This window comes from Candidatus Nomurabacteria bacterium (assembly GCA_023898665.1).
In the GTDB taxonomy this organism is placed as follows: Bacteria; Patescibacteriota; Saccharimonadia; order Saccharimonadales; family HK-STAS-PATE-42; genus HK-STAS-PATE-42.
In genome coordinates this window covers 303651-323686 of sequence record CP060233.1, presented here as the reverse complement: position 1 = coordinate 323686, position 20036 = coordinate 303651, and the positions used below count along the sequence as shown (strand labels likewise).

Annotated in this window: 23 protein-coding genes; 4 read left to right on the top strand and 19 right to left on the bottom strand. The window is 37.8% G+C overall.

The genetic code is table 11. The annotated features are described in order from the left end of the window. Nucleotides 1-60: 60 nt before the first annotated feature. The 3 genes from H6799_01835 to H6799_01825 form a co-directional block, all read right to left on the bottom strand. Nucleotides 61-1374: an insulinase family protein gene (locus tag H6799_01835; GenBank protein USN97814.1), complete on the bottom strand. Its 1314-nt coding sequence runs from the start codon at nucleotides 1372-1374 to the stop codon at nucleotides 61-63. A gap of 23 nt (nucleotides 1375-1397) precedes the next feature. After that, complete coding sequence (gene secA, locus H6799_01830; protein USN97813.1) at nucleotides 1398-4388, bottom strand: preprotein translocase subunit SecA; 2991 nt, start codon at nucleotides 4386-4388, stop codon at nucleotides 1398-1400. Between the two features lie 95 nt (nucleotides 4389-4483). After that, entirely contained in the window at nucleotides 4484-5377 is an 894-nt protein-coding gene (locus H6799_01825) for a hypothetical protein (GenBank protein USN97812.1), read from the bottom strand. Nucleotides 5378-5652: 275 nt separating this feature from the next. Between H6799_01825 and H6799_01820 the strand changes: the two genes are divergently transcribed. After that, entirely contained in the window at nucleotides 5653-5886 is a 234-nt protein-coding gene (locus H6799_01820) for a hypothetical protein (protein ID USN97811.1), read from the top strand. Between the two features lie 10 nt (nucleotides 5887-5896). Here the strand turns inward: H6799_01820 and H6799_01815 are convergent, their stop codons facing one another. Next, complete coding sequence (locus tag H6799_01815) at nucleotides 5897-6202, bottom strand: hypothetical protein (protein ID USN97810.1); 306 nt, start codon at nucleotides 6200-6202, stop codon at nucleotides 5897-5899. Between the two features lie 44 nt (nucleotides 6203-6246). Between H6799_01815 and H6799_01810 the strand changes: the two genes are divergently transcribed. Next, a complete protein-coding gene (locus tag H6799_01810; protein ID USN97809.1) occupies nucleotides 6247-6870 on the top strand; it encodes a class I SAM-dependent methyltransferase in 624 nt (207 codons plus the stop codon). A 143-nt stretch (nucleotides 6871-7013) separates the two neighbouring features. On the opposite strand, the gene H6799_01805 is transcribed toward H6799_01810, so the two are convergent. Genes H6799_01805 through serS form a run of 3 tightly spaced genes read right to left on the bottom strand, consistent with a single transcriptional unit; the run spans nucleotide 7014 to nucleotide 8916 of the window. Further along, on the bottom strand, nucleotides 7014-7397 hold the full coding sequence (locus H6799_01805) for an HPF/RaiA family ribosome-associated protein (GenBank protein USN97808.1): 384 nt from the start codon (nucleotides 7395-7397) through the stop codon (nucleotides 7014-7016). Nucleotides 7398-7445: 48 nt separating this feature from the next. Continuing rightward, on the bottom strand, nucleotides 7446-7613 hold the full coding sequence (locus H6799_01800) for a hypothetical protein (GenBank protein ID USN97807.1): 168 nt from the start codon (nucleotides 7611-7613) through the stop codon (nucleotides 7446-7448). A gap of 4 nt (nucleotides 7614-7617) precedes the next feature. After that, nucleotides 7618-8916 carry a serine--tRNA ligase gene (serS, locus tag H6799_01795; protein USN97806.1) on the bottom strand — a complete coding sequence of 433 codons (1299 nt, stop codon included), beginning with the start codon at nucleotides 8914-8916 and terminating at the stop codon, nucleotides 7618-7620. Nucleotides 8917-9020: 104 nt separating this feature from the next. Here serS and H6799_01790 point away from each other — a divergent pair, with 104 nt between their 5' ends. Further along, nucleotides 9021-9299, top strand: a complete 279-nt coding sequence (locus H6799_01790; GenBank protein ID USN97805.1) for a hypothetical protein — start codon at nucleotides 9021-9023, stop codon at nucleotides 9297-9299. Between the two features lie 42 nt (nucleotides 9300-9341). On the opposite strand, the gene H6799_01785 is transcribed toward H6799_01790, so the two are convergent. The 6 genes from H6799_01785 to H6799_01760 form a co-directional block, all read right to left on the bottom strand. Beyond that, nucleotides 9342-10100, bottom strand: coding sequence for a PD-(D/E)XK nuclease family protein (locus tag H6799_01785; GenBank protein USN97804.1), 759 nt, complete (start codon nucleotides 10098-10100; stop codon nucleotides 9342-9344). Between the two features lies 1 nt (nucleotide 10101). Continuing rightward, a complete protein-coding gene (locus tag H6799_01780) occupies nucleotides 10102-11397 on the bottom strand; it encodes a class I SAM-dependent RNA methyltransferase (GenBank protein ID USN97803.1) in 1296 nt (431 codons plus the stop codon). Between the two features lie 490 nt (nucleotides 11398-11887). Continuing rightward, on the bottom strand, nucleotides 11888-12262 hold the full coding sequence (locus tag H6799_01775; protein USN97802.1) for a hypothetical protein: 375 nt from the start codon (nucleotides 12260-12262) through the stop codon (nucleotides 11888-11890). A gap of 237 nt (nucleotides 12263-12499) precedes the next feature. Continuing rightward, nucleotides 12500-13144: a hypothetical protein gene (locus H6799_01770; GenBank protein ID USN97801.1), complete on the bottom strand. Its 645-nt coding sequence runs from the start codon at nucleotides 13142-13144 to the stop codon at nucleotides 12500-12502. Between the two features lie 36 nt (nucleotides 13145-13180). Next, on the bottom strand, nucleotides 13181-14488 hold the full coding sequence (locus H6799_01765; GenBank protein ID USN97800.1) for a glycoside hydrolase family 1 protein: 1308 nt from the start codon (nucleotides 14486-14488) through the stop codon (nucleotides 13181-13183). A gap of 66 nt (nucleotides 14489-14554) precedes the next feature. Continuing rightward, entirely contained in the window at nucleotides 14555-14974 is a 420-nt protein-coding gene (locus H6799_01760; protein USN97799.1) for a DUF1761 domain-containing protein, read from the bottom strand. A 68-nt stretch (nucleotides 14975-15042) separates the two neighbouring features. Between H6799_01760 and H6799_01755 the strand changes: the two genes are divergently transcribed. Further along, entirely contained in the window at nucleotides 15043-15369 is a 327-nt protein-coding gene (locus H6799_01755; GenBank protein USN97798.1) for an NIPSNAP family protein, read from the top strand. Here the strand turns inward: H6799_01755 and H6799_01750 are convergent. The 6 genes from H6799_01750 to H6799_01725 all read right to left on the bottom strand — a co-directional run bounded on the left by H6799_01750 (nucleotide 15362) and on the right by H6799_01725 (nucleotide 19905). Beyond that, nucleotides 15362-15835, bottom strand: a complete 474-nt coding sequence (locus tag H6799_01750; protein USN97797.1) for a hypothetical protein — start codon at nucleotides 15833-15835, stop codon at nucleotides 15362-15364. The genes H6799_01755 and H6799_01750 overlap by 8 nt on opposite strands. Further along, nucleotides 15835-17193, bottom strand: coding sequence for a glycine--tRNA ligase (locus H6799_01745; protein ID USN97796.1), 1359 nt, complete (start codon nucleotides 17191-17193; stop codon nucleotides 15835-15837). Before H6799_01745 ends, H6799_01750 begins: the two co-directional genes overlap by 1 nt. Nucleotides 17194-17225: 32 nt before the next feature. Then, nucleotides 17226-17897, bottom strand: a complete 672-nt coding sequence (locus tag H6799_01740) for a hypothetical protein (protein USN97795.1) — start codon at nucleotides 17895-17897, stop codon at nucleotides 17226-17228. 210 nt (nucleotides 17898-18107) lie between these two features. Continuing rightward, nucleotides 18108-18800 (bottom strand): DNA repair protein RecO, encoded by a 693-nt coding sequence (recO, locus tag H6799_01735; GenBank protein ID USN97794.1) that lies wholly within the window; start codon nucleotides 18798-18800, stop codon nucleotides 18108-18110. 23 nt (nucleotides 18801-18823) lie between these two features. Next, nucleotides 18824-19186 (bottom strand): hypothetical protein, encoded by a 363-nt coding sequence (locus tag H6799_01730; protein ID USN97793.1) that lies wholly within the window; start codon nucleotides 19184-19186, stop codon nucleotides 18824-18826. An 8-nt stretch (nucleotides 19187-19194) separates the two neighbouring features. Beyond that, the gene (locus tag H6799_01725; GenBank protein USN97792.1) at nucleotides 19195-19905 is read right to left on the bottom strand and encodes a HAMP domain-containing histidine kinase; all 711 of its coding nucleotides are present in this window, start codon (nucleotides 19903-19905) and stop codon (nucleotides 19195-19197) included. Nucleotides 19906-20036: the final 131 nt, after the last annotated feature.

Sequence of the window (20036 nt, the reverse complement as noted above, 5' to 3'; positions counted from 1 at the left end):
CGAATGACATGGTTTACCACACCTATGTCATCCTGAGCCCCAGCGACAGACCAAGTATCTCTAATTCTCAAAGATTTCAGCCAACTTTTTGTTCCATTTTTTAGTTTGAGCCTCAGTAACATTGCCCAAGAAACCAGCCCCCCACTTCTTAGTTTTAATCAAATTAACAAACAATTCTTGAATAGATTCTGGAGTAACCTCATCATACCACTTATCAATATCTTCAAAGTTATATACTCTTTCGTCTTCACCTTGTATATAAGTATTACGATACCAAGCAAGGATGCTTCCTGCTGTCTGGTTACTCATTCTAAGAGAACCTCTACAGGAGAGTACCGCCTCTTCTACCTCCTCCTTACTTAAGCCATTAAGACTTACATCTTTCAACTCACTAACTATTAATTTTAAAAGCTTATCCATGTTCTCTACACTTACCTGAGCATATATATCAAAAGAATACATTTGTGACCTATATGTATCCTCGGTACTACCCATACTATAAATTATTCCCATTTCTCTCGCTTTACCAAATATCCTTGAGTGGAATCCACCATTTAAAACTTTGCTCAATATTGATAGTTCAGTTTCGACTAACTCTCTGTTTCTTTTTTTATATTCAGCATACATTTCAATACTAAAATATATATTCGGAACATCACTTTTCTTTACTACTACAGGATTTGTCGGATATGATACTATTTTTGGTTCCTTTGGTAACTTAAGTTTAGTGCCCTTATTCAATACATCTAGACCATTAAGTATGGTTAGTATTTTTGATCGTTCTTTTCCTAAGTCACCAGCTACGAAGAATACTGCATTCTTAGATTTATGTACTTTTGTATAGTGTTTCTTTATATCTTCTAGTCCTACATTATCCATGAGGCTAAGTTTTTGCATATAAGTATCACTCAGCTCCCATCCAAATCTTTGATTCATTAAACATCCCAACTCATTCCATTTATTATTAGATCTCAGCTGCATCTCTTCTCTTACATTTCCAAACTCAGCTTTAAATTCTTTTTCTAAAAACTTTGGAGTAGTAACCTGTACCACTAACTGCTTTAAAAGCCTTTCCCAGTCAAAATCTGGAGAATATATTCTATAAGACAAAAAGTTATTAGAGGTTGTTGCATTGAGATCAGCTCCATTTTTTGATATGAATCTATAAACTTCGGCAGAGCTATTTTGCTGAGAGTTTGCTCCAAATGCAAGATGTTCTAAGATGTGAGCAGTTTCTTGTTTCTCCTTTGATTCTGTATATGCATCCCCACCTCTAAACCAAATCTCCATACAATATACTGGAGCACCGGGGACATCTATTAAAAGTCCTTTGGCACCGCATTTTAGTTTTACTTCTTCAACGTGGTGTTCCATATCCTAACCCCTTCTTTAAGTTTCTACCTTCTAGCTTTCTTCTTGTTCTGTCTTTGCTTTTTTCTAGCTTTTTGCTGAGAACTTTTTGTTTTACTCTTTTTCTGTTGCTGAGATGCTTTAGGCCTATTAATAGATATACTATCTTTATCTTCAGCGGATGGTGAACCAGCCATTTCAATAACCTTTACTGTGCCCTTAAAATCATCTGCCTCAAACTCCTTTTGAGAGCTACTAATTTCATCAGCGTTATCAATAGCGTGTCCAGCAGCCTTTGTAAGCTCAGTCTCAAGCTTCTGGTTAGCCGCCATCTTAGGATTAACAGATACAAGAGCATGACTCAACTCCATTCTTAAGTTTCTCATCATTTCTTCGAAGATTCTCTGTCCTTCAAAACGGTACTCTACAAGAGGATCCTTCTGACCAACACTTCTCCAACCAATCCCCTCTCTTAAATGCCCCATATTCTCTAAGTGTTGCATCCAAAGCTCATCTAAAATTTGTAGATAAACCAGCCTCTGATAACCAAAAACAATCTCGTCATCTAAATCTTTGGCAAATTTATCCACTGCCTCATTAAACGATTCTAATAAAATCTTCCTGATTTCTTTCGAAACACTCTTACGCTTTTTAGAAAGAGCCGTATTTTGACGTTTACTCTTTAGTTTATTGAAAACTTTATTTGGTATTCTAACAGGATTTAAAGCTTTCGCTCGATTTTTTAAGCCCTTTTTATAATCATTATCATCATGCTCATCAACATTAAGATTAGCCTCTTCTAAACTTAACAGTTCTTTTATTTTTTGTAACGATTTAGGCCTAAGCTTAAATTGCTCATCAACTACTTCTAGATACTCAAATGAACTCCTTTTATCTTTAGATATAACTAGGTTAACAAGCTGATTAGAGGCATCTCTTGCGCCACCTTCCGCAGCCTCATTAATAAGAGCTTTAATCCTTGGATGATCTTCAGCTTTTAGCATAGCTTTACGGTTACTATAAACAGCTCTTCTATGCCTGTTCATTACATCATCATACTGAACAACACTTTTACGAGAGTCGTAACTCATGCCTTCAACTAATTTTTGAGATCGCTCAATAGCTTTGGAGATGGACTTTCTTTCGATAGGATCTTCGGTATCACCACCAAGCCTAACCATTAACCCTGCAAGAGTTTCACCACCAAAAACCCGCATTAGCTCATCCTCAGCAGAGATATAGAACTGAGTCGTACCAGGATCTCCCTGACGTCCAGCACGACCACGAAGCTGGTTATCAATTCTTCTGCTCTCATGTCGCTCAGAACCTAATACAAATAGCCCACCTAACTCCTTTACTTCGTCACTCAGTAAAATATCTGTACCACGACCAGCAATATTAGTTGCAAGGGTCACGGCTCCCTTTTGACCAGCTTTTGCAATAATCAATGCCTCACTCTCATTATTCTTAGCATTTAAAACATTATGTTTAACACCTTCGCTCGAGAGCATTTGGCTGATCATCTCGTTCTTTTCAATAGAAACACTACCAATTAGTACGGGTTGGCCCTTCTTGTTTAACTCTTTAACCTTTTGAGCAATAGCCTTAAGCTTGGCTCTTTCTGTCGCATAGATCCTGTCATTAAGATCTTTTCTAATCAAAGTTCTGTTTGGTGGAACTTCAATCACTGACATATCATAAACTTGGTTAAACTCTTCTTCCTCGGTTTTAGCAGTACCAGTCATTCCTCCAAGTTTCTCATAGAGTCTAAAATAGTTTTGGAAAGAAATAGTTGCAAGAGTGACGCTCTCTTCTTGAACTCTTACGCCTTCTTTTGCCTCAATTGCCTGATGCAAACCTTCGTTATAACGTCTACCCGGCAACAGTCTACCCGTAAAGCTATCAACAATTATTACTTCGCCATCTTTTGATACAACATAGTCTTTATCTCTTTTAAATAAAGTTTGGGCTTTGAGAGCCTGTTCTAAGTGGTAAATATGCTGAATGTTCTTTGGATCATAAAGATTCTCAATCCCAAGTAGCTTCTCTACTTTATCTATTCCAGAATCAGTTAGATTAACAGCGTGACGCTTTTCTTCTAAGACATAATCTTCTGACTCAAAATGGGTAGCAATTTCGGCAAAAGTTCTATATCCAGCACTACTTTCTGCAGCAGAGGCAGAGATAATAAGAGGAGTTCTTGCTTCATCAATTAAAATTGAGTCGACTTCATCAACAATGGCAAAATTAAGATCTCTCTGTCGAAGATTGTTTATATCATCAACCATATTATCTCTTAAATAGTCAAAACCGAACTCGTTATTTGTTCCGTATGTAATATCAGCATTATAAGCTTCTTTGCGAGTAGCTGGTTTTAAATTCCAAAAACGCTCATCAATATGTTCTTTATTCTCAAACTTAGCATCATAGACAAATGATTCATCTGGAATAATTACTCCGACGCTCATTCCTAATATGTCGTAGATCTTTGCATTCCATCCGGCGTCACGCTGTGCTAAATAGTCATTTACAGTAACAACATGAACTCCCTTACCACTTAAAGCGTTAAGGTATACTGCCAGTACAGACATCAAAGTCTTTCCTTCCCCAGTTTTCATCTCAGCCACTCCACCCTCATGCAGTACCATCGCCCCAATTAGCTGGACGTCAAAGTGTCTTTGACCTAAGGCTCTTTTGGCAGCTTCTCTAGCAATAGCGAAAGCCTCTGGCAGTAGTTCATCAAGATTTTCCTTCTTAGCCCGCTCTTTTAATTTTAGAGATTCTTCTTTTAACTTTTTATCTGTTAGTTTTATATAGTTTTCCTCTAATTTATTAATCTTAGAGACAACTTTTCGCATCCTTCGTAGAGCTTGTTCCTGAGGATCTCCCAAAGCTTTTCTAACTGTATTCTTAACAGGAGCATTTATTTTACTCCCCTTTCTCATTTCTAAATCAGTTTTACTCTTTTTAGAAGTTTTTACAGACTTAACAGTTTTTTTTACTGGACTTTTATCAGCCTTTTTACTTTTATAACTCATAAATATTAATCTTATTCTACAGTATTAGCCCCTAGCTATTCCAGTAAAACGAGGGAACTTACAACACTTAAAAGGAACAGGCGTTAAGTTATAAGTTATCTTACAATTTCTATAGTGTTATCCTTTCTTTTTCTATAAGTTTTATAGCTCATATATCCAATAGCCGCCAGTACTACTATCATAATAACTGCTACACTCTCACCAACACCGGTAAGAGGGGCTTTTGCACTATTGCTTTTGTCAGGACTATCATCTCCAGTAGGGTCACCATTAGGCGTCTGAGGAGAAGTAGTTGTAGATTCGGGTGTTTCCGGATTTAGATCATCAGCAACTTCTACTGAGCAGCTTAATACTACTTCTGCCTTAGATGGCGCAGAAGTAGTAATTGTCTCGTCTTGCGAAGGTGGGCTACCCTCGGGACTAAAAACGTGATGATAAATATAAAGACTAAACGGTTTAGCATTGTTACTAAAACCATCTTGACCAGTTAGAAACTTGCTCAACGTCATATATCCATCGGGCCAAGTAGTTTTACCCTCAAAGATTCCTTGATCTTGTGTAGGTTGAGATATAAACTCAAAAGAACTTCCTCCACCTCCGTGAACTTCATTCCCTAGCATTTTCATATCAGCATATAGATCATCAAGAGAGTTTAACGGGTTAACTGTTTTAACTGTAAAATTAACTTTGACAGATAACACATTGGGCTCCGACCCGTTTGAGCATCTTAGGCCTGCATCAGGAAGAACATCATAAGCAACATACTCATTCGTCTTTCCTGTCGTAGTCCAATCTCCAGTTGGAGGCTGGTTAAAACCATACTTTTCTCCGCTATTTATTCCTAAATATTGGACAGTCCTTTCAGTCAACTGAGGTGTGAGGTCTATTTGAATAATATTAGTCTGTAGTCCAAACGTGCTCTTAGATAGCACTACACAACCGAATATAAAAAGAATGAGAATGAGTTTTACCTTGATGATTTTTGACATATAGTAATCTTATGGAATTTACAGAATATCAAGGTATTTCTAATTTAGAAGTCTACATTTAAGTTTTATAAAAAGCAAACATTAACGTATAATAGACCTTAAAATAAACAACATGAACCAAGATCCAAACTGCATCTTCTGCAAAATAATCAACAAAGAAATCCCTGCTGTTGTTATCTACGAAGATGATAAATTCATAGCTTTTTAGATCAAGAACCAATCAACCCCGGCCACACTGTACTAATTCCAAAAATCATTCTCAATTTATTTGGGACATGCCAGAAAATGAATTACAGCTTGCTCTACCAGTCTCAAAAGTCATTGCAGATGCTCTTCAAAAGACCTACAGCCCTGCACGTATGGGATTATTTATAGAGGGTTTCGACATGGATCATGCTCATATAAAACTTATCCCCCTATACTCCCCAAATGACATCAATAACCAAACAAATTCAGCATCTATTGAAGATCGAGAAAAAGAAGCCCAAAAGATTAAAAACAATTTCTAATCAATAAAACCTAGCTTCTCCGAGTCCGATATATTTGCCGAGATGTTCTTTCTCTTTGAGCAAATCTTACTGCAATTCTTCTTTGGTTGGCATCCGTTAAATCTATTCCATAAAACCCTGCTAGAGTTATAACACCGTGGTCATCTCTTTCAATAATCAAATTCGCTAAAGCCTCATATCCTTGAAGTTTTGTGCCAACAGCATTAACTGGAGTCTTCTCATCCCCGTCGATTATTCTATTTATACTGTCATCATTTAGAGTCCTTGATTCATCATCAAAGTGACTAAAGAAACTATCACTATATCTAATTGGCATATTAAGCTGTTATTATAACTTATTCTACAGGTATAATAAATAGCATGACCCCTAAAGAACTTATGTTAAATCATCCAATCATATCTGAGCAGATCGAACAAGACGAGCTCTTAGTAATTTTAGAAGAACTTCAAAAAATACTGGATATCGATACTGAAGGAGACGTCTGTGAGTTTGGTTGCTTCGCTGGTACCACCAGCTTATTTCTTCAAAGACTACTAATTAAAAATAAATCAAACAAAAAATTATATCTATACGACTCCTTCAATGGACTTCCAGAAAAATCACAAGTAGACCAATCTACCAGTGGTAAAGAATTTGTAAGCGGAGAGTTGCTCGCCACTAAATCTCAGTTAAAACTTAACTTTAAGAAAGCCAATCTGCCACTGCCAAAAATTAAAAAAGCCTGGTTTAAAGACTTAAAGCAAACAGATATCCCTAAAAAAATCAGTTTTGCTTTTTTAGACGGAGATTTTTATACCTCAATCAAAGATTCCCTAAACTTAATACAGAATAGAATACAGAAAGGTGGAATAATTATAGTTGATGACTATGACAGCCCTGCTCTACCAGGGGCAAAACTCGCCACAGATGAATTCTTAAAACAAAATAAAAACTTCAGACTCCTCAAAATAACCAAATCCCTCGCCTTAATACAAAAATCTTAAATCAAGATTTCACCACTGCACCAAAGCCCGAGGACTTTAAGTCGAGCAAGTATAGACTTCTAGGAAGTAAAGGTGAACTCTCGATTCTGCAGGCTAGATTCTTTTGCTTCTTTTCTGATCTTGCAGAAAAGAAAGTAACTAGGTTAGCCTCTTTTCAAAACTCTCCTAAGTTTAGCCAAAGTCTTTTTATCCATCTTTTTTAAAGTGTGGTGTTGAGTTTTATACTTTTTAAGTTGAGCATAGAGCTTACGTTCTGCTTTATTAATAGCCTCTTCAGCTGTTTTTGCATTAAAACTAGCCACTAAGCTTTTTTCTGGCATTTTAAGCTTAGCTTCAAACTTAAACTTATAACCAATAGCCTTTTTACCGCTTTCATCTAGCACGGCATCTAGACGAGCACTCTTTTTGGCATGAGATGGCAGATATTCTTCGATTTTTCTTAACTTATTTTCAGCATACTTTTTTAGATCTTTAGCTAGTTTCTCTTCTTCTTTTTTTAGGTGCTTAAATGTTAAGTTTAAATCCATCTGGCCTCCCCTTTAAATCTTAAGGTTTCCTAAACCAGATTATACACCCTATGGATATCTAAGACCTCCCATTAATAAATCACTTAAGTCTGGATATACAGAGTATGCAAATGTTGCTACAGCGCATATTGTAGCACCAATAACAAATAAGAAATCTTTCCCATCCTCACCTTTACGTCCAGCCCCTCCCTTAAATCCATCTTGACGTGGTGGCATACACTTAGATTCTCTCTTTATCACCCATATATTTTCTCAAAACTTCTGGAATAACCACATCACCATCCTCTGTCTGATAATTCTCAATAATCGCAGGTGGAATACGGCTCATTACAATTCCTGTCGCATCATTTGTGTGTATGAACTCAAGTTCTCCTGAATTTCGTCTTACTCTCATATTTAATCTTCTTGCCTGGAAGTCATTCATTAAATCGGCACTTGAAGTTTCTCTAAACTTATCTTGGCCAGGGAACCAAGTCTCTAGGTCAACGCCCTTAGCATTTGGAGTCCCAATATCAGCAGTACATTTCTCTAAGAATTGATAATGTAACCCGAGCTCTTCTAATAAGCGTTGCTGAATTGCAATTAAAAATAGATGCTCGCTCTTACTTTTTTCTTTGGTCGTAAAAGTCTCCATTTCGAGCTTATCGAATTGGTGCATTCGCAAAATGCCTTCCATGTCTTTACCGTAAGTTCCAGCCTCTTTTCTAAAAGATGTTGCATAACCAAGATATCTTACAGGTAAATCATTCTCTGGAAGAATTTCGTCCATATACATCGGGCAAATACTATGTTCAGCACTAGCATTTAACCAAAGTTCATCATCATCAACCTGATAAGTCTGCTCTTCTTTACTTAATCTTCCCGTACCTTTAAATGGCTTAGTCTTAACCATCATAGGAGGGATAACTGGCACAAATGGTTTTGTAGAAACATTAAGTTTAGCACTACCAGCTACATCCTTTAACCATCCTTCATCTGTTAATCTATCTGATACAAAGTTTACTAGCGCAAATTGGAGTTTAAACATCTCCCCTTTTACGTAAGCAAACCGAGCTCCGGCCACTTTTGCAGCTCGTTCTTTATCAATCCAATCTTTTGCCTGCGCAATCTCCCAGTGATTTTTAGGCTCAAAATCAAACTCTGGTTTCTCGCCAAATTCAGCAACCACCACATTCTCTTCTTCGCTAGCTCCAATCGGAACTTCCGGTTCCGGAATATTCGGGACTTTATACATCAGCTCAAAAAGCTCATCTTCTAACGGATTTAGCCGCCCCTCGAACTCAGCAATGTCCTCTTTTATTCTCTTTCCCTCTGCTATCGCTTCATCGGAAGGTTTGCCGCCCTTCATCTGCTCGGCATTCTCATTACGCTTCTGACGTAGCTCATCAAGAGCCTGTCTTAAAGAAACTACCTCATTATCTAGATTTAAAAGTCGATCGATATCAACATTTACATTTTTATTCTTAGCCGCTTCTTTAACAACTTCCGAATTTTCTCGAATAAATTTAATATCCAACATATAAATCAGTATTATACCACCGCTTAAAGCCATCCTCAAAAGATTGACACTTCAGTAAGCTATGTAATATAATTATCTACAAAGAAAGTAATAATCAGATATTTATGGCAATAGAAGAAAAATCATTTAATTACATTCAACACAATGATCATGAACGATCTAAGGATGTCAAAGCAACTCCTGTAATAACTGGTGCCAGAGTTGATGATTTTGCAGATGAGTTGGCTAGACTAGACAAAATAGTTGATGAGTCGGTACTCAGACACTCAGGAGCAAGAATCAGAAAAATACCCACTCCTTTTTATTTTGGTTACGAAGACCCTGTTTACGGACCCGGAGGTAGTAGAGATGAGCAACCGCGTCAAAGGTATACGTATTTCTAAGGTGATATTGCAGATATAGCTAAGTTATTTTTTGCTAATAGGCTACTTGCCCCACGTTAATTTTAATCTCTCCCCCACATACTGACAATATTCACAAGACCTTCCAAACTTTGGCATCTCATCACTCTCCATACACTTCTTAAGCTTAGCTAAAGTTTCATCTACCCAAGAATCATCCCCTTTATAGCTAATCAGTTTAGTATCAAAATTTACGACATTAAAGAATCCTTCCGCATCACTATCACCATTTGCATAGACAAAATATCCTGTGTCACTAACTTTAAAACCAATTTTTCTAAGAAGCCACTGGTAAGTTTCCATCTGACGTTTGTAACCAATTTGCCAGGGTGCATCTAATGTAATTTCACTCTTTTTTGAAGTAGATTTATAATCTACCACTATTAACTCCCCTGCTTCGTTTACCCAAACATCGTCAACTGCTCCAAAAATTATTAAGTTTAGCTTTTCATCAAAGTACTGAATTCCAGTAAAGTTTTCACGCCAAACTTCAATCTCTTCGTGCTCAAAAGGAATCACTCCCACAAGTTCATTTTCGATCATTATAGGGTGAGCTTTAGCCTCTTTTCTATAAGCATCAAACTCTCGCTTCAAGAGCTCATCAATTGCCGAGTTAATATTAAACGGAAAACCAGGCGGTCTTTTTATGCCCTTTCTAACCTCTAGCCAAAAACATCTCTCACAATTTAAAAAAAGATCAATCTTCGAGCGCGAGATCCTAAATGGATCCGATCTATCCGGATCAAAAATCCCCCTATAACCATTTTTTTTTACTTCACTCATACTACTTCTCTAAGATTATCAGACTTTCAATATGCGGTGTTTTTGGGAAGAAATTATAGCCACGGGCAAACTTTATTTTGTAACCAGCCTCAATAATTTCTTTGAGATCTCTAGCTTGCGTAACAGGGCTGCAACTAAGGTAGATTAGCTGTTTAGGCTTAACTTCACAGATAGATTGAACAACTTTTTTATGCAAACCCGCCCTCGGCGGATCCACCACAAGTACACTGTCTGAAACAATCTTTTCTAATGACTCCTCCGCCGATAAACTGAAAACCTTAGCATTATCTAAATCTTTAATATTTACTTTTGCCATTTGAGCACTGTGTTCGTCTAACTCAACTATTTTTAGCTCGTTCTTATTATTAATCAGTGATATACCAATACTTCCTGTGCCTCCGTAAAAATCTACTATCTTTCCATCATTTAGATACTTTTTTATATCTCTAAGCGCTTCTTCAAAAACTGGGAGATTTAGCTGGAAGAAAGAATTAACATCATATTTTAAATTCTTATCCAGAATTTTATCTTCAAGAGTAATCTCACCCTTTTTCCATAATTCCTTAGTGATAACAGAGGCAGGAGACTTAGGATTAGAATAATAACAAACTAAACCGTCTAGCCCTTCTGGAAGTTCTAACTCCGAGAAGTCCTCCTTCTTAACAAATAAAGCTCCCACGCATTTACCATCAGCAGATGAGCGAAGTATAAGAGATTTTAGATCACCTGCAAAAACACCTAAATTATTCAAGGTTGATAAGATGCTCTCCCCTGCTTTATTAATAGTCTCAGAAGCTAGCACACTGCCCTCAAGCTTAATCTTTTGCCCAGAGCCGCGTTTGTGCAGAGCTAGATGTAAACCATCCTCATCCCCCCAAAAGTTATACTCCATTTTATTTCTATAGCCATACTGCTTGTCACCAGCGAACATAGTCACTTCACATAGATCAATCCCTGCCTCATGCTTAAAAGTTTGCTTCAAAAGATCTAGCTTAACCTGATTTTCATAATCAAATCTTAAGATCTGCCACGGGCTTGTACTTAAATACTCATACTCATTCTCTGGCTCCACCCTGTTTTCAGAAGCAACTTTAACTTTCTCAACAACTCCTTCTAAAATTCCTTTTTTAGATTTTGTAACTAAAACATCTACCCTCTCACCAGCCAAACCACCCCACACAAACAATGGTTTTCCCTCAGCGGTGTAGCCAAGCGCCTGTCCCCCATTAACAAACTTTTCTAAGGTGATATTTTCGAGCACATACGACTCTAATTTTTTGTTTCGTCTCTTCCCCATTCCCTGTTATTATAACATTGCACTCCCCAATTTTGATCTAGACCCAGTCTCGTCCTGGTATAAACCCTAGATAAAACAGTACTGGGGCCTATCAAAATTATAAGTGATTCTTTGTTTCTTTCTCATCCAGAGGAGAAAGAAAGTAAAAACCCCGCACTGGCGGGATTAATGACTTTTAACAATTAGAACAAATCAAATATCAGTATCGAACAATCAGCTTTTTGTTTTTGCGATTTTTGTTTTTGTTCAAGATAGATTCGACTATCTAATAGAGAGACTTATGTGAAGTGAGAGATTTTTTGTGAGTAAGTTTAAAAACTAGAGTGCGGCCTATAAAACTTTGAATCTTTGCGAGCAGTCCGAGATAGACAGTTCGACTCAAAATCTAGCCTCACCAGATTTAAACTCACCGATGTACTAAGGGCTTTTTAGGTGGTTTCCTTCAGACCCCACCGCTGATTGCTCGGTAGCAATATTCGATTTGTTTATCCTAGCTGTTAATGTTCTTGGGGGATCCGAGCCGCCAATACTGGCCGACTCGAACCGCCACAATATCTTGCTGAATCTCAGCAAAATCAAGTAGGTCAGCGTCTAACGTGACTCTGCCCTGCTTATTGTCTGGTACCACTTCTTTTTTTCCCATCCGAAATCTAACATTAAGATCTGCAATTCGTTCATCCAGGATATCGCCCTTCAGTCGTGATTCCACATCTTGCTGCCAAACCTCTTTAGGGTAAGCATGCAGATAGGTACCAAAGCCTCGTGTAACTACAATCCCTTCCGCAAACTCATCCCTTACCTCCGTAGGTAAAGTTAAACGATTCTTATCGTCGAGCTTTCGGGAGAAGTAATCCACTTTGGCCATTTTTTTGAAGTTTTAAGCTTCGTGGGAGTTTTTTTGTTTTTAATTTGGCAAGCCAACGTAAGCTTTGTGCTTAAATTGCGGCTTACCCACATCTACCCACTTACTTCAATATACTACCCACACTTACCCACATACAAGTACTCTTACTAATTTTCTTGCCTAAATTTAACCCCAAAATTACTTAACAGTGGTAAAGATATCTACCTGTGTAAAACTTATCCACACCCTGTGCACAAACTAAGCAGCTGCATTCCAAGGTACAAAAACTTCATCGCCTTTGCTATCTAGCCCGGGAGTACACCACCCTAAATAACGTGAGCAGGCGACAAAAGCCACTGAGCTTGCCAAAGCCGTTGATGACAACTTTGCAATAAATCTATCGTTATCTCCCGACTTCTGCAAATCCCATAGAACTAGCATCTGGCTATCCATAGCTACCTGAATCTGCGGATCCATGTCCATAAAAGCCTGTCCTGGGTCATCTAAAGTCGAAACCTGTTCCAGCAAAGCCCCTAACCTATCCAATGTTGACGGGTATATCTCATCCGCCACGCCGCCATAGAATACTTCATGAGCTGTCACTAGGCATGCAATCTGGTTATGAGAGAACTTCCCCAGAGCACGCACAAACTTCAGCCTTCCTCGTTCTGGAAAGTCTATAGGATTAATATCCAGATCCCTCATACTAAAAGCATCCTGAAGATACCTCATAATGCTCTGCTTAAAGGAGAAGACTTCGGGATTAGCTACACCCTGTTCGAAGTACCACCGTTGTTTATCATCGCCATAACCCTTGATAACGCGAGCATAATGCGTCTCTTCATCCATCCATCGACGCCACAAGTTAAGGTCTCTTTCGGTAAATCTTTTAATTTCACTCATAAGAGAGCTTATTATATCACAGTTACCACTGTTGTTCTACTTTAACTTATCGACTTCTTTAGCTGCTGTAACCGGTTCACTTCTTGGTCCGGGACTTTGGATGCGCTGGATTATATTAGCAAACCACTTTGCACTTGGGCGTATTTTTCTTTCTCCAGTTTTTCGGTTGACGGAAATTAGACCAAACTTTGGCCAATGACCCTCGGCCCACTCAAAGTTATCGAGCAGCGACCAGTGAATATAGCCAATAAGATTCACTCCCTTTTTCTTAAGTTTGATTAGCTCTTTAAGAGTCTCACCGATCCACCACTTTCTATATTTATCGGTTGAATCAGCTACCCCATTCTCTGTAATCATAGTAGGGAGTCTATAGCGGCACCAAATACTATAAACGGCATTAGAAATTCGAGCTGGCTCCATACTCCAGCCCATATCATTTCTATTTCTATCTGGATTCTTTCCAAAAAAGCCAAACCCATAATGCCGATCAGCAAAGTAATAATTTACACCTACAAAGTCTAAGTACTTTTTTATTCGATCCAAAAAGAAGAAGTTATTAATATAATTTAAAAACTTTACGTTTAACTTAGTCGAAAGTTTATTATCACCTCTGTAAAAATCAGCTACATTATGCGCTATACCGATCTTATAGTCTTCTCTAAACTTAAGTAAAACTTTGGCAGCTTTTTTATGCGCTCGTATTAAATTAAAAACAACTTTTAAATACTTAAAGATACTTTCTTCTTGAGGCGGCCATTTACCATCTTTAAAAGAATAATAAGTATAGAGCATTGGCTCATTCAGAATAGTTACATAAGTAAAGTCATTACCAAACGCTTTTGTGATCACTTCTACAAATTGTTCAAAATATTTAATGTTAGAGCGCTTTAAAAAACCTCCTTTGGACTCAAACCACTTTGGAGTAGTCCAATGCCAAAGTGTCACTACCGGTTTTATACCCTGTCTTTTAAGCTCATTAAAATAAGTTTTGTAATACCTAAGAGCAGCCTTATTAAACTGACCCTCAACTGGCTCAATCCTACTCCACTCAATACTAAATCTTAAAGTGTTCAAATTTAGAGATCGAAGTAGTTCGAAGTCTTCTTTAAAATGTTTCTTGTGCTCTGCTGCTCGGCCGGAGACATAATTTCTTGGATCTGTCGCCTGAGGTTTTATCTTTGGCCAGTTAGGCAAGTAGCCATATTTATTAGGCGCAGCTTTTGCTAAACGAGTCGCGTTAGCTAGCTCCCACTCTGTCCAGTTATTATCATTGCCGCCCTCTACTTGATGCGCAGAGATACCTGCCCCCCATAAAAAATCATCCTCAAACAAACTTTTCTTCATAAAACTTAGTAAAAAGATCCCGGAATTTATCCGGGATGACATAGCGACTAGTTAGAAGATTTAAGCTTAAAGCCCAATCAAACCAATCACCAGAGCCATTACCATTATTGTAACAAACTCATTAGCAACATTTAGTAGGGTTAAGTTCTTAGGTCTACCTTCAAAAGCATCACGCATAACCATCATTACTCCACCAAACCCTAACCACATGTAAAAGCCGGTTGTTAATGAGTTAGCGAAATATGAGCCCCCAAAAAAGTTATTAGAGATAAAGATAACATGCGCTAAGATATACGCTGTTAGAAGCGAACGCACCAGCGCCCAAACCATTGGTAAAAAACCACCTTCCTTCATCTGTTTTTCAGTCACATTTGATAACTTCATCCAAGTTTTACCAAACCCAGACTTAGAATACCAAAACGAACCGACCACCATACTAGATAGTGCCGCAACGAGCACAGCAACATTATTTATTTCAACATTCATAAAAAATACCCCTTGCTTTAAAGATTACTTAACTTTAAATATAGCATTTATAAGTTACAATTAAAGGCATGATACACGAATTTAGAACTTACGAAGTTCCCAACAACGTCCGCAAAGCTTTTCACGAACGCTTCAAAAAGCACGCTATGCGAATCATGGAGCGCTACGGAATCAAGATCTTAATGATCTGGGATGAAGAAATCGGAGACATGCAAAACTTCTGCTACATCATCGAATTGCAAAGCTTAACAGAACGTGAGGAAAAATGGCCTAAGTTTAATAGTGATGAGGAATGGTCTCAAATCAAAAAAGAATCCGCCGAAAAACACGGAGAGTTAGTTCGAAAAACCCACAATAAATTCCTCCGCCCCACCAAATACTCGCCCATCAATTAGGCCTTACAAGCTTGACTCCCTCAATTTCAGGATCAATTGAAGCCAAGAAGAAGCTGGTATTATCAATATTTGGGTAAGATTTACACTTTTGGCGTATCTGGTAAAGCCTACTTCCATTTTTTACTTTAAAGCTAAACTTAATATCGGGACTCTCAAAACTGTAATTCCCCATATTTACAGACTGATAAGATGTATCCATGGGTTTAATAGATGTCTTAGAGATTGGAAGTTTGTGTCCGCTTAGCCAGGCTTCAATCAAAACATATGTTTTGGAAGTATTATTATGGAAATCTATAGCCACCACCCCCGCACCAAGCTCGGACCTGGACTCGGCGTGTAGATCAATAGTATTAATTAGATTTTCCCGCCTATTACGTTTTAAATAACTCGAAAAAGATTTAGCTATAAACGCTATTACTAAGACTAATACTCCTCCAATTACCTGCGCAGTAACATCACTAAACACTACAATTCCTCAATCTTCACTCTACTCTGCTCCATAGTGTCACGATCTCGAACTGTTACAGTTCCATCTTCTAGAGTTTGGAAGTCGATTGTAATACACTTTGGTACACCAATCTCATCCGCCCTGCGATAGCGCTTACCGATATTTCCGTTATCATCGTATTCACACATTTTGTCTTGAGAAAGCTTCTCAAAAACCTCTTTAGCCTTTTCTACCAACTCTGGTTTGTTTCTGAGGAGTGGTGAAACAACGGCTTTAATTGGCGCAAGCTCTTCTTTAAGCTTTAAAACAGTTCTCTTTTCTCCATTGACCTCTTCCTCGCAATAAGCATCAGAAATAACTGCTAAGAATAAACGCCCTGTACCAACAGAAGTCTCTATAACCCAAGGGATATATTTCTCTCCACTTTGTGGATCTGTATAAATTAAATCAGTTCCTGAAAACTTCATATGCTGAGTTAGATCATAATCCGTTCTATCGTGAACTCCCTCAAGCTCATCAAAACCATAAGAGGGGTAGTTATACTCTATATCCCATGCATCAGAAGCATAGAAAACGACATTCTCGTGCTGCTTCCATCTTAAGTTTTCTGGGTTAATACCTATATTCAAATACCAATTCCACCTGTCTTCTTTAACTTGCTCGTAAGCCTCTTTATTGGTATTTGGTTTGATAAATAGCTGTGTATCAGCTTGTTCTAACTCACGAGTTCTAAATAAGAAGTTTCTTGGAGAGATCTCATTTCTAAACGCTTTACCAATTTGTGCCACACCAAAAGGCACTTTAAGTCTCGTTGTATCAACAATATTCTTAAAGTTAAGATAAATGCCTTGGCACGCCTCACCTGGAAGATAGACTGGACGATCACCATTATCGGTAAAGTCACCTAGATTAGACTTAACTAGAAGATTAAAAGCCTTAACCTCACTAAAATTCTTAGAGCCACAAGTTGGACATTTAATCTTATCTCGAGCACTATCAAATAGCTCATTGAGTTCTTTTTCGCTCATTTTTTCATCGGCCGTAATACCAACTTTTTCGAGCTCCTTATCAACTCGTATTCTCGTATTACACTTCTTACATTCTGCTAGTGGGTCAGAAAAACCACCTGTGTGACCACTCGCCTCCCAAACTTTAGGATTCTTAAACATCGCAGAATCAATACCTACATAGTTTTCTTTTAGCTGGACGTTAGCTTGCCACCAAGACTTCTTAATATTGTTCAAGAGCTCAGAACCATAAGGACCAAAATCATAAAGACCAGCCTCACCACCATAGATCTCAGACCCAGGATACACAAAACCACGCCTCTTACATAAAGAGACAATGTCGTCCATACTGTACTTGCTGTCCGCCATAATACCTACAAATTATAACAGAGAGAAAGTAACTAATATAGCCTCCCCAGTACAAATTTTGCAAAAGATTCTCTTGCATAACTAGGCCTAGTCGGAATTGCCACGTAAGGTATATTAGACCAAAACGCTAGTCTTACAAGCTCACTCTTTTTCAGGCCATTTATACAGGAATTAGCCTCAGGGAATAAAACACTTCCCGCTAGGCCATATAAATCAGCATATCTTCTAGCATGCTTCGATTCTATATTGCCTTCATCCCTATGACCTTTATCCCCTGACATTGATAGCATAAGAGCCAAAGCACCACTCTCGTTAACTCTGTACTGATCTGGCCTAATATTAAATACCTCGTCCCCATCAGTATTTGTAAACTTAAAGCAGTCTTGTGGAGCATAGCTTTGAGCTAACGTGGCCAAGCTAAGTGCAGTTTCAAGTTCGCCCCTTAAAGCACTTACTTTAGCCCACATAGCCATCAAGTCATAGAACTCTCTTTTATACTGACTTGCTTCATCTAAGAACCCTAATGCATACATACTATCATACGAACCAGAGAATAGACGATCAGCACCATATAGATCACCAATGGCAACAGAAGTTTTCCATGCTTCATCTTTTAGACGTATGGCTTCCCTACCTTCTTCAGGCATATTGGCAAAGTAACTATCCTGATACTCAATGACTTCACGATTACTTGCAGCTAACATATTCTATTCTATATATGGGAAATGAACACTTACTTAGCACTCATATTTACCACCGTCACCATTTAAACTTAAGTAGTAATCATATTCTCTTTGAGCGATAACTTGTTCAAATCTTTCATATCCATCACCAACTGATGGTCCAAAACCTGTTGTTCCCATATCCTTCTTCTCCCTGTAACTATCTGACAATTATAACACCTATAAATAATACTAATCCAACAAATCTCTGCTGGCGGTTTCGAGTTCTTTATAAATATTTAGCGCAAGGAGCTGAATACTTTTTAATTTACTAAGTTGCGCTGGCGTCTTGCCTTCTTCCATCAACCTAAGAACTTTGATTGCACTCGCATCGATCACTCCCCCATCTTTAGGCATTAACCTAGCTGTCCCAACGGAAAAAGTATAAGTTTGAGATTCATATAGATCTTTTAGCTCCCCGTCCTTATATAATTCCAACTTACTACCAGATAGATCTAGTAGTTTAACCAACCACCACAGTTTAATCAAATTAAAATCAATATTTTCATCATTTAAACTCTCAAGCAGATTTTTTAAAGTTAAATAATAATTCTCGTCATCAGTTTCTGCTGGAGTAATTTTTTTAAGATATTTCATACAGTCGTATGCAAATAACATTCGCTCTAAATTCTTAGCAATCTCGCCATAATGCTCGATCAATCTGGATTGAACAATTCTTTTAACTTCAGCATTCGTATCAAGATATGTAATCTGGCTGATACTAAATAGTTCAATACCGCCTGCAAGTTTACTTTTAACTCTTCTGACTCCTTTTACTAAAGTAGAAACCTGCCCATGCGGAACTAAGAAATTTACAATCCGGTCCACTTCGTTAAAGTTTGTTCTAGAGAGAACAATTGCCGGAGTAGTCACCTGCTTATACATACCCCTATTCTACCACTGTCAGATTATAAAAGCTCTTCGACGCCTTCAAAACTAAGTTTATTTGGAGAAATAATGCCTAATATTCCAGAACTTAGAGTAATATTTTTATTCATTTTTTTAAGCTCTTTTTCATCGAAATCTGAAATTAGAATTAACTTAACATGGTGTACCTCAGGTTTAGCAAGCAAGCTATAATAAACACCCAAAGAATCTAAGTCTCCTTTTAATTGATACTCAGCTACTAAAACATCAGGACTAAACTCTAAAGCAGTTCCAAGCAAATCTTCTCCACTCATTGCTCCATCGACCTCAAAACCTTTAGATTCAAAATGATCAAGCCATGCATCAATAGCTAAAACGTCTCTAAAGCCAAATAAAACTTTCATCTTTTTATTTAAAACATTTCTGCCTGTAAGCTTAACGGTAGACTTACTTTAAAACTAAGTCCATCTTTTAATTGGGAGATCGATAGGTCTCCCCCCATAACTTTTACCAACCTAGCGCTAGCAATAAGACTAAAGTTAACCCCAAACTTTTGATTCATATCAGAGCTAAACGCTTTTTTAAGAGCATTCCTTAAACTCGTTGCACGTTCTCTAGATCCTGCTGCCTTAACTGTTAACATAGCGGTTTTGCCAGAGGTACTCAGATCTACTTTTACGATTTCTTCAGGAGCTGATGATCTAAGAGCTTGCTCTAAAATATGATAGACAACCAGCTCTAAGCAATCAGTATTAGCGCTAATAACCAAGTTCTTCTTTGAATTAAAATCAAAGATTTGCGACTGAGCTCTGCAAAGAGGAGCTAACTTCTCAATTGCCTCCTCTACCCTAATACCAACATGTAGAGGCTCCACCTCAAGCTCTAAATCTGCATTATAGACATCCCTGCTCCTAAGTAAAATATCAATCATCTTAACGAGATTTTGAGAGCTAAACTCTATTGCCTCTAAATATTGCTCAATCTTTTTGCTCTCAGCTCCTAGTTTAGAGCTCGCAACTCGAGCATTTGCTGCAATACCTAATAAAGGTGCTTGCAACTCACTAATTAAGCTTAAATTTGGCTCCTCAAAATAGCCCAAGATGTCTCTCTCGTCTTTAGACAAAGCTTATTACCCTCCACTTTATCTATCCTTCGCTAACTTCTATTCTAAACCAGCAATAAGATTTTAATCCAGCCTCAAAAACCACAACACGGTACTAAAACGCTACTGCTTGCAGTTTACCTATGTCATCC

Coding starts and splice junctions, on each gene's coding strand:
- H6799_01740 (USN97795.1), bottom strand. CDS start 17,897: ATGTTAGCTGCAAGTAATCGTGAAGTCATTGAGTATCAGGATAGTTAC.
- H6799_01800 (USN97807.1), bottom strand. CDS start 7,613: ATGCCACCACGTCAAGATGGATTTAAGGGAGGGGCTGGACGTAAAGGT.
- H6799_01730 (USN97793.1), bottom strand. CDS start 19,186: ATGAAAGTTTTATTTGGCTTTAGAGACGTTTTAGCTATTGATGCATGG.
- H6799_01835 (USN97814.1), bottom strand. CDS start 1,374: ATGGAACACCACGTTGAAGAAGTAAAACTAAAATGCGGTGCCAAAGGA.
- H6799_01775 (USN97802.1), bottom strand. CDS start 12,262: ATGGCCAAAGTGGATTACTTCTCCCGAAAGCTCGACGATAAGAATCGT.
- H6799_01785 (USN97804.1), bottom strand. CDS start 10,100: ATGAGTGAAGTAAAAAAAAATGGTTATAGGGGGATTTTTGATCCGGAT.
- recO (USN97794.1), bottom strand. CDS start 18,800: ATGTATAAGCAGGTGACTACTCCGGCAATTGTTCTCTCTAGAACAAAC.
- H6799_01790 (USN97805.1), top strand. CDS start 9,021: ATGGCAATAGAAGAAAAATCATTTAATTACATTCAACACAATGATCAT.
- secA (USN97813.1), bottom strand. CDS start 4,388: ATGAGTTATAAAAGTAAAAAGGCTGATAAAAGTCCAGTAAAAAAAACT.
- H6799_01815 (USN97810.1), bottom strand. CDS start 6,202: ATGCCAATTAGATATAGTGATAGTTTCTTTAGTCACTTTGATGATGAA.
- H6799_01780 (USN97803.1), bottom strand. CDS start 11,397: ATGGGGAAGAGACGAAACAAAAAATTAGAGTCGTATGTGCTCGAAAAT.
- H6799_01760 (USN97799.1), bottom strand. CDS start 14,974: ATGAATGTTGAAATAAATAATGTTGCTGTGCTCGTTGCGGCACTATCT.
- H6799_01770 (USN97801.1), bottom strand. CDS start 13,144: ATGAGTGAAATTAAAAGATTTACCGAAAGAGACCTTAACTTGTGGCGT.
- H6799_01745 (USN97796.1), bottom strand. CDS start 17,193: ATGGCGGACAGCAAGTACAGTATGGACGACATTGTCTCTTTATGTAAG.
- H6799_01755 (USN97798.1), top strand. CDS start 15,043: ATGATACACGAATTTAGAACTTACGAAGTTCCCAACAACGTCCGCAAA.
- H6799_01805 (USN97808.1), bottom strand. CDS start 7,397: ATGGATTTAAACTTAACATTTAAGCACCTAAAAAAAGAAGAAGAGAAA.
- H6799_01820 (USN97811.1), top strand. CDS start 5,653: ATGCCAGAAAATGAATTACAGCTTGCTCTACCAGTCTCAAAAGTCATT.
- H6799_01810 (USN97809.1), top strand. CDS start 6,247: ATGACCCCTAAAGAACTTATGTTAAATCATCCAATCATATCTGAGCAG.
- serS (USN97806.1), bottom strand. CDS start 8,916: ATGTTGGATATTAAATTTATTCGAGAAAATTCGGAAGTTGTTAAAGAA.
- H6799_01765 (USN97800.1), bottom strand. CDS start 14,488: ATGAAGAAAAGTTTGTTTGAGGATGATTTTTTATGGGGGGCAGGTATC.
- H6799_01825 (USN97812.1), bottom strand. CDS start 5,377: ATGTCAAAAATCATCAAGGTAAAACTCATTCTCATTCTTTTTATATTC.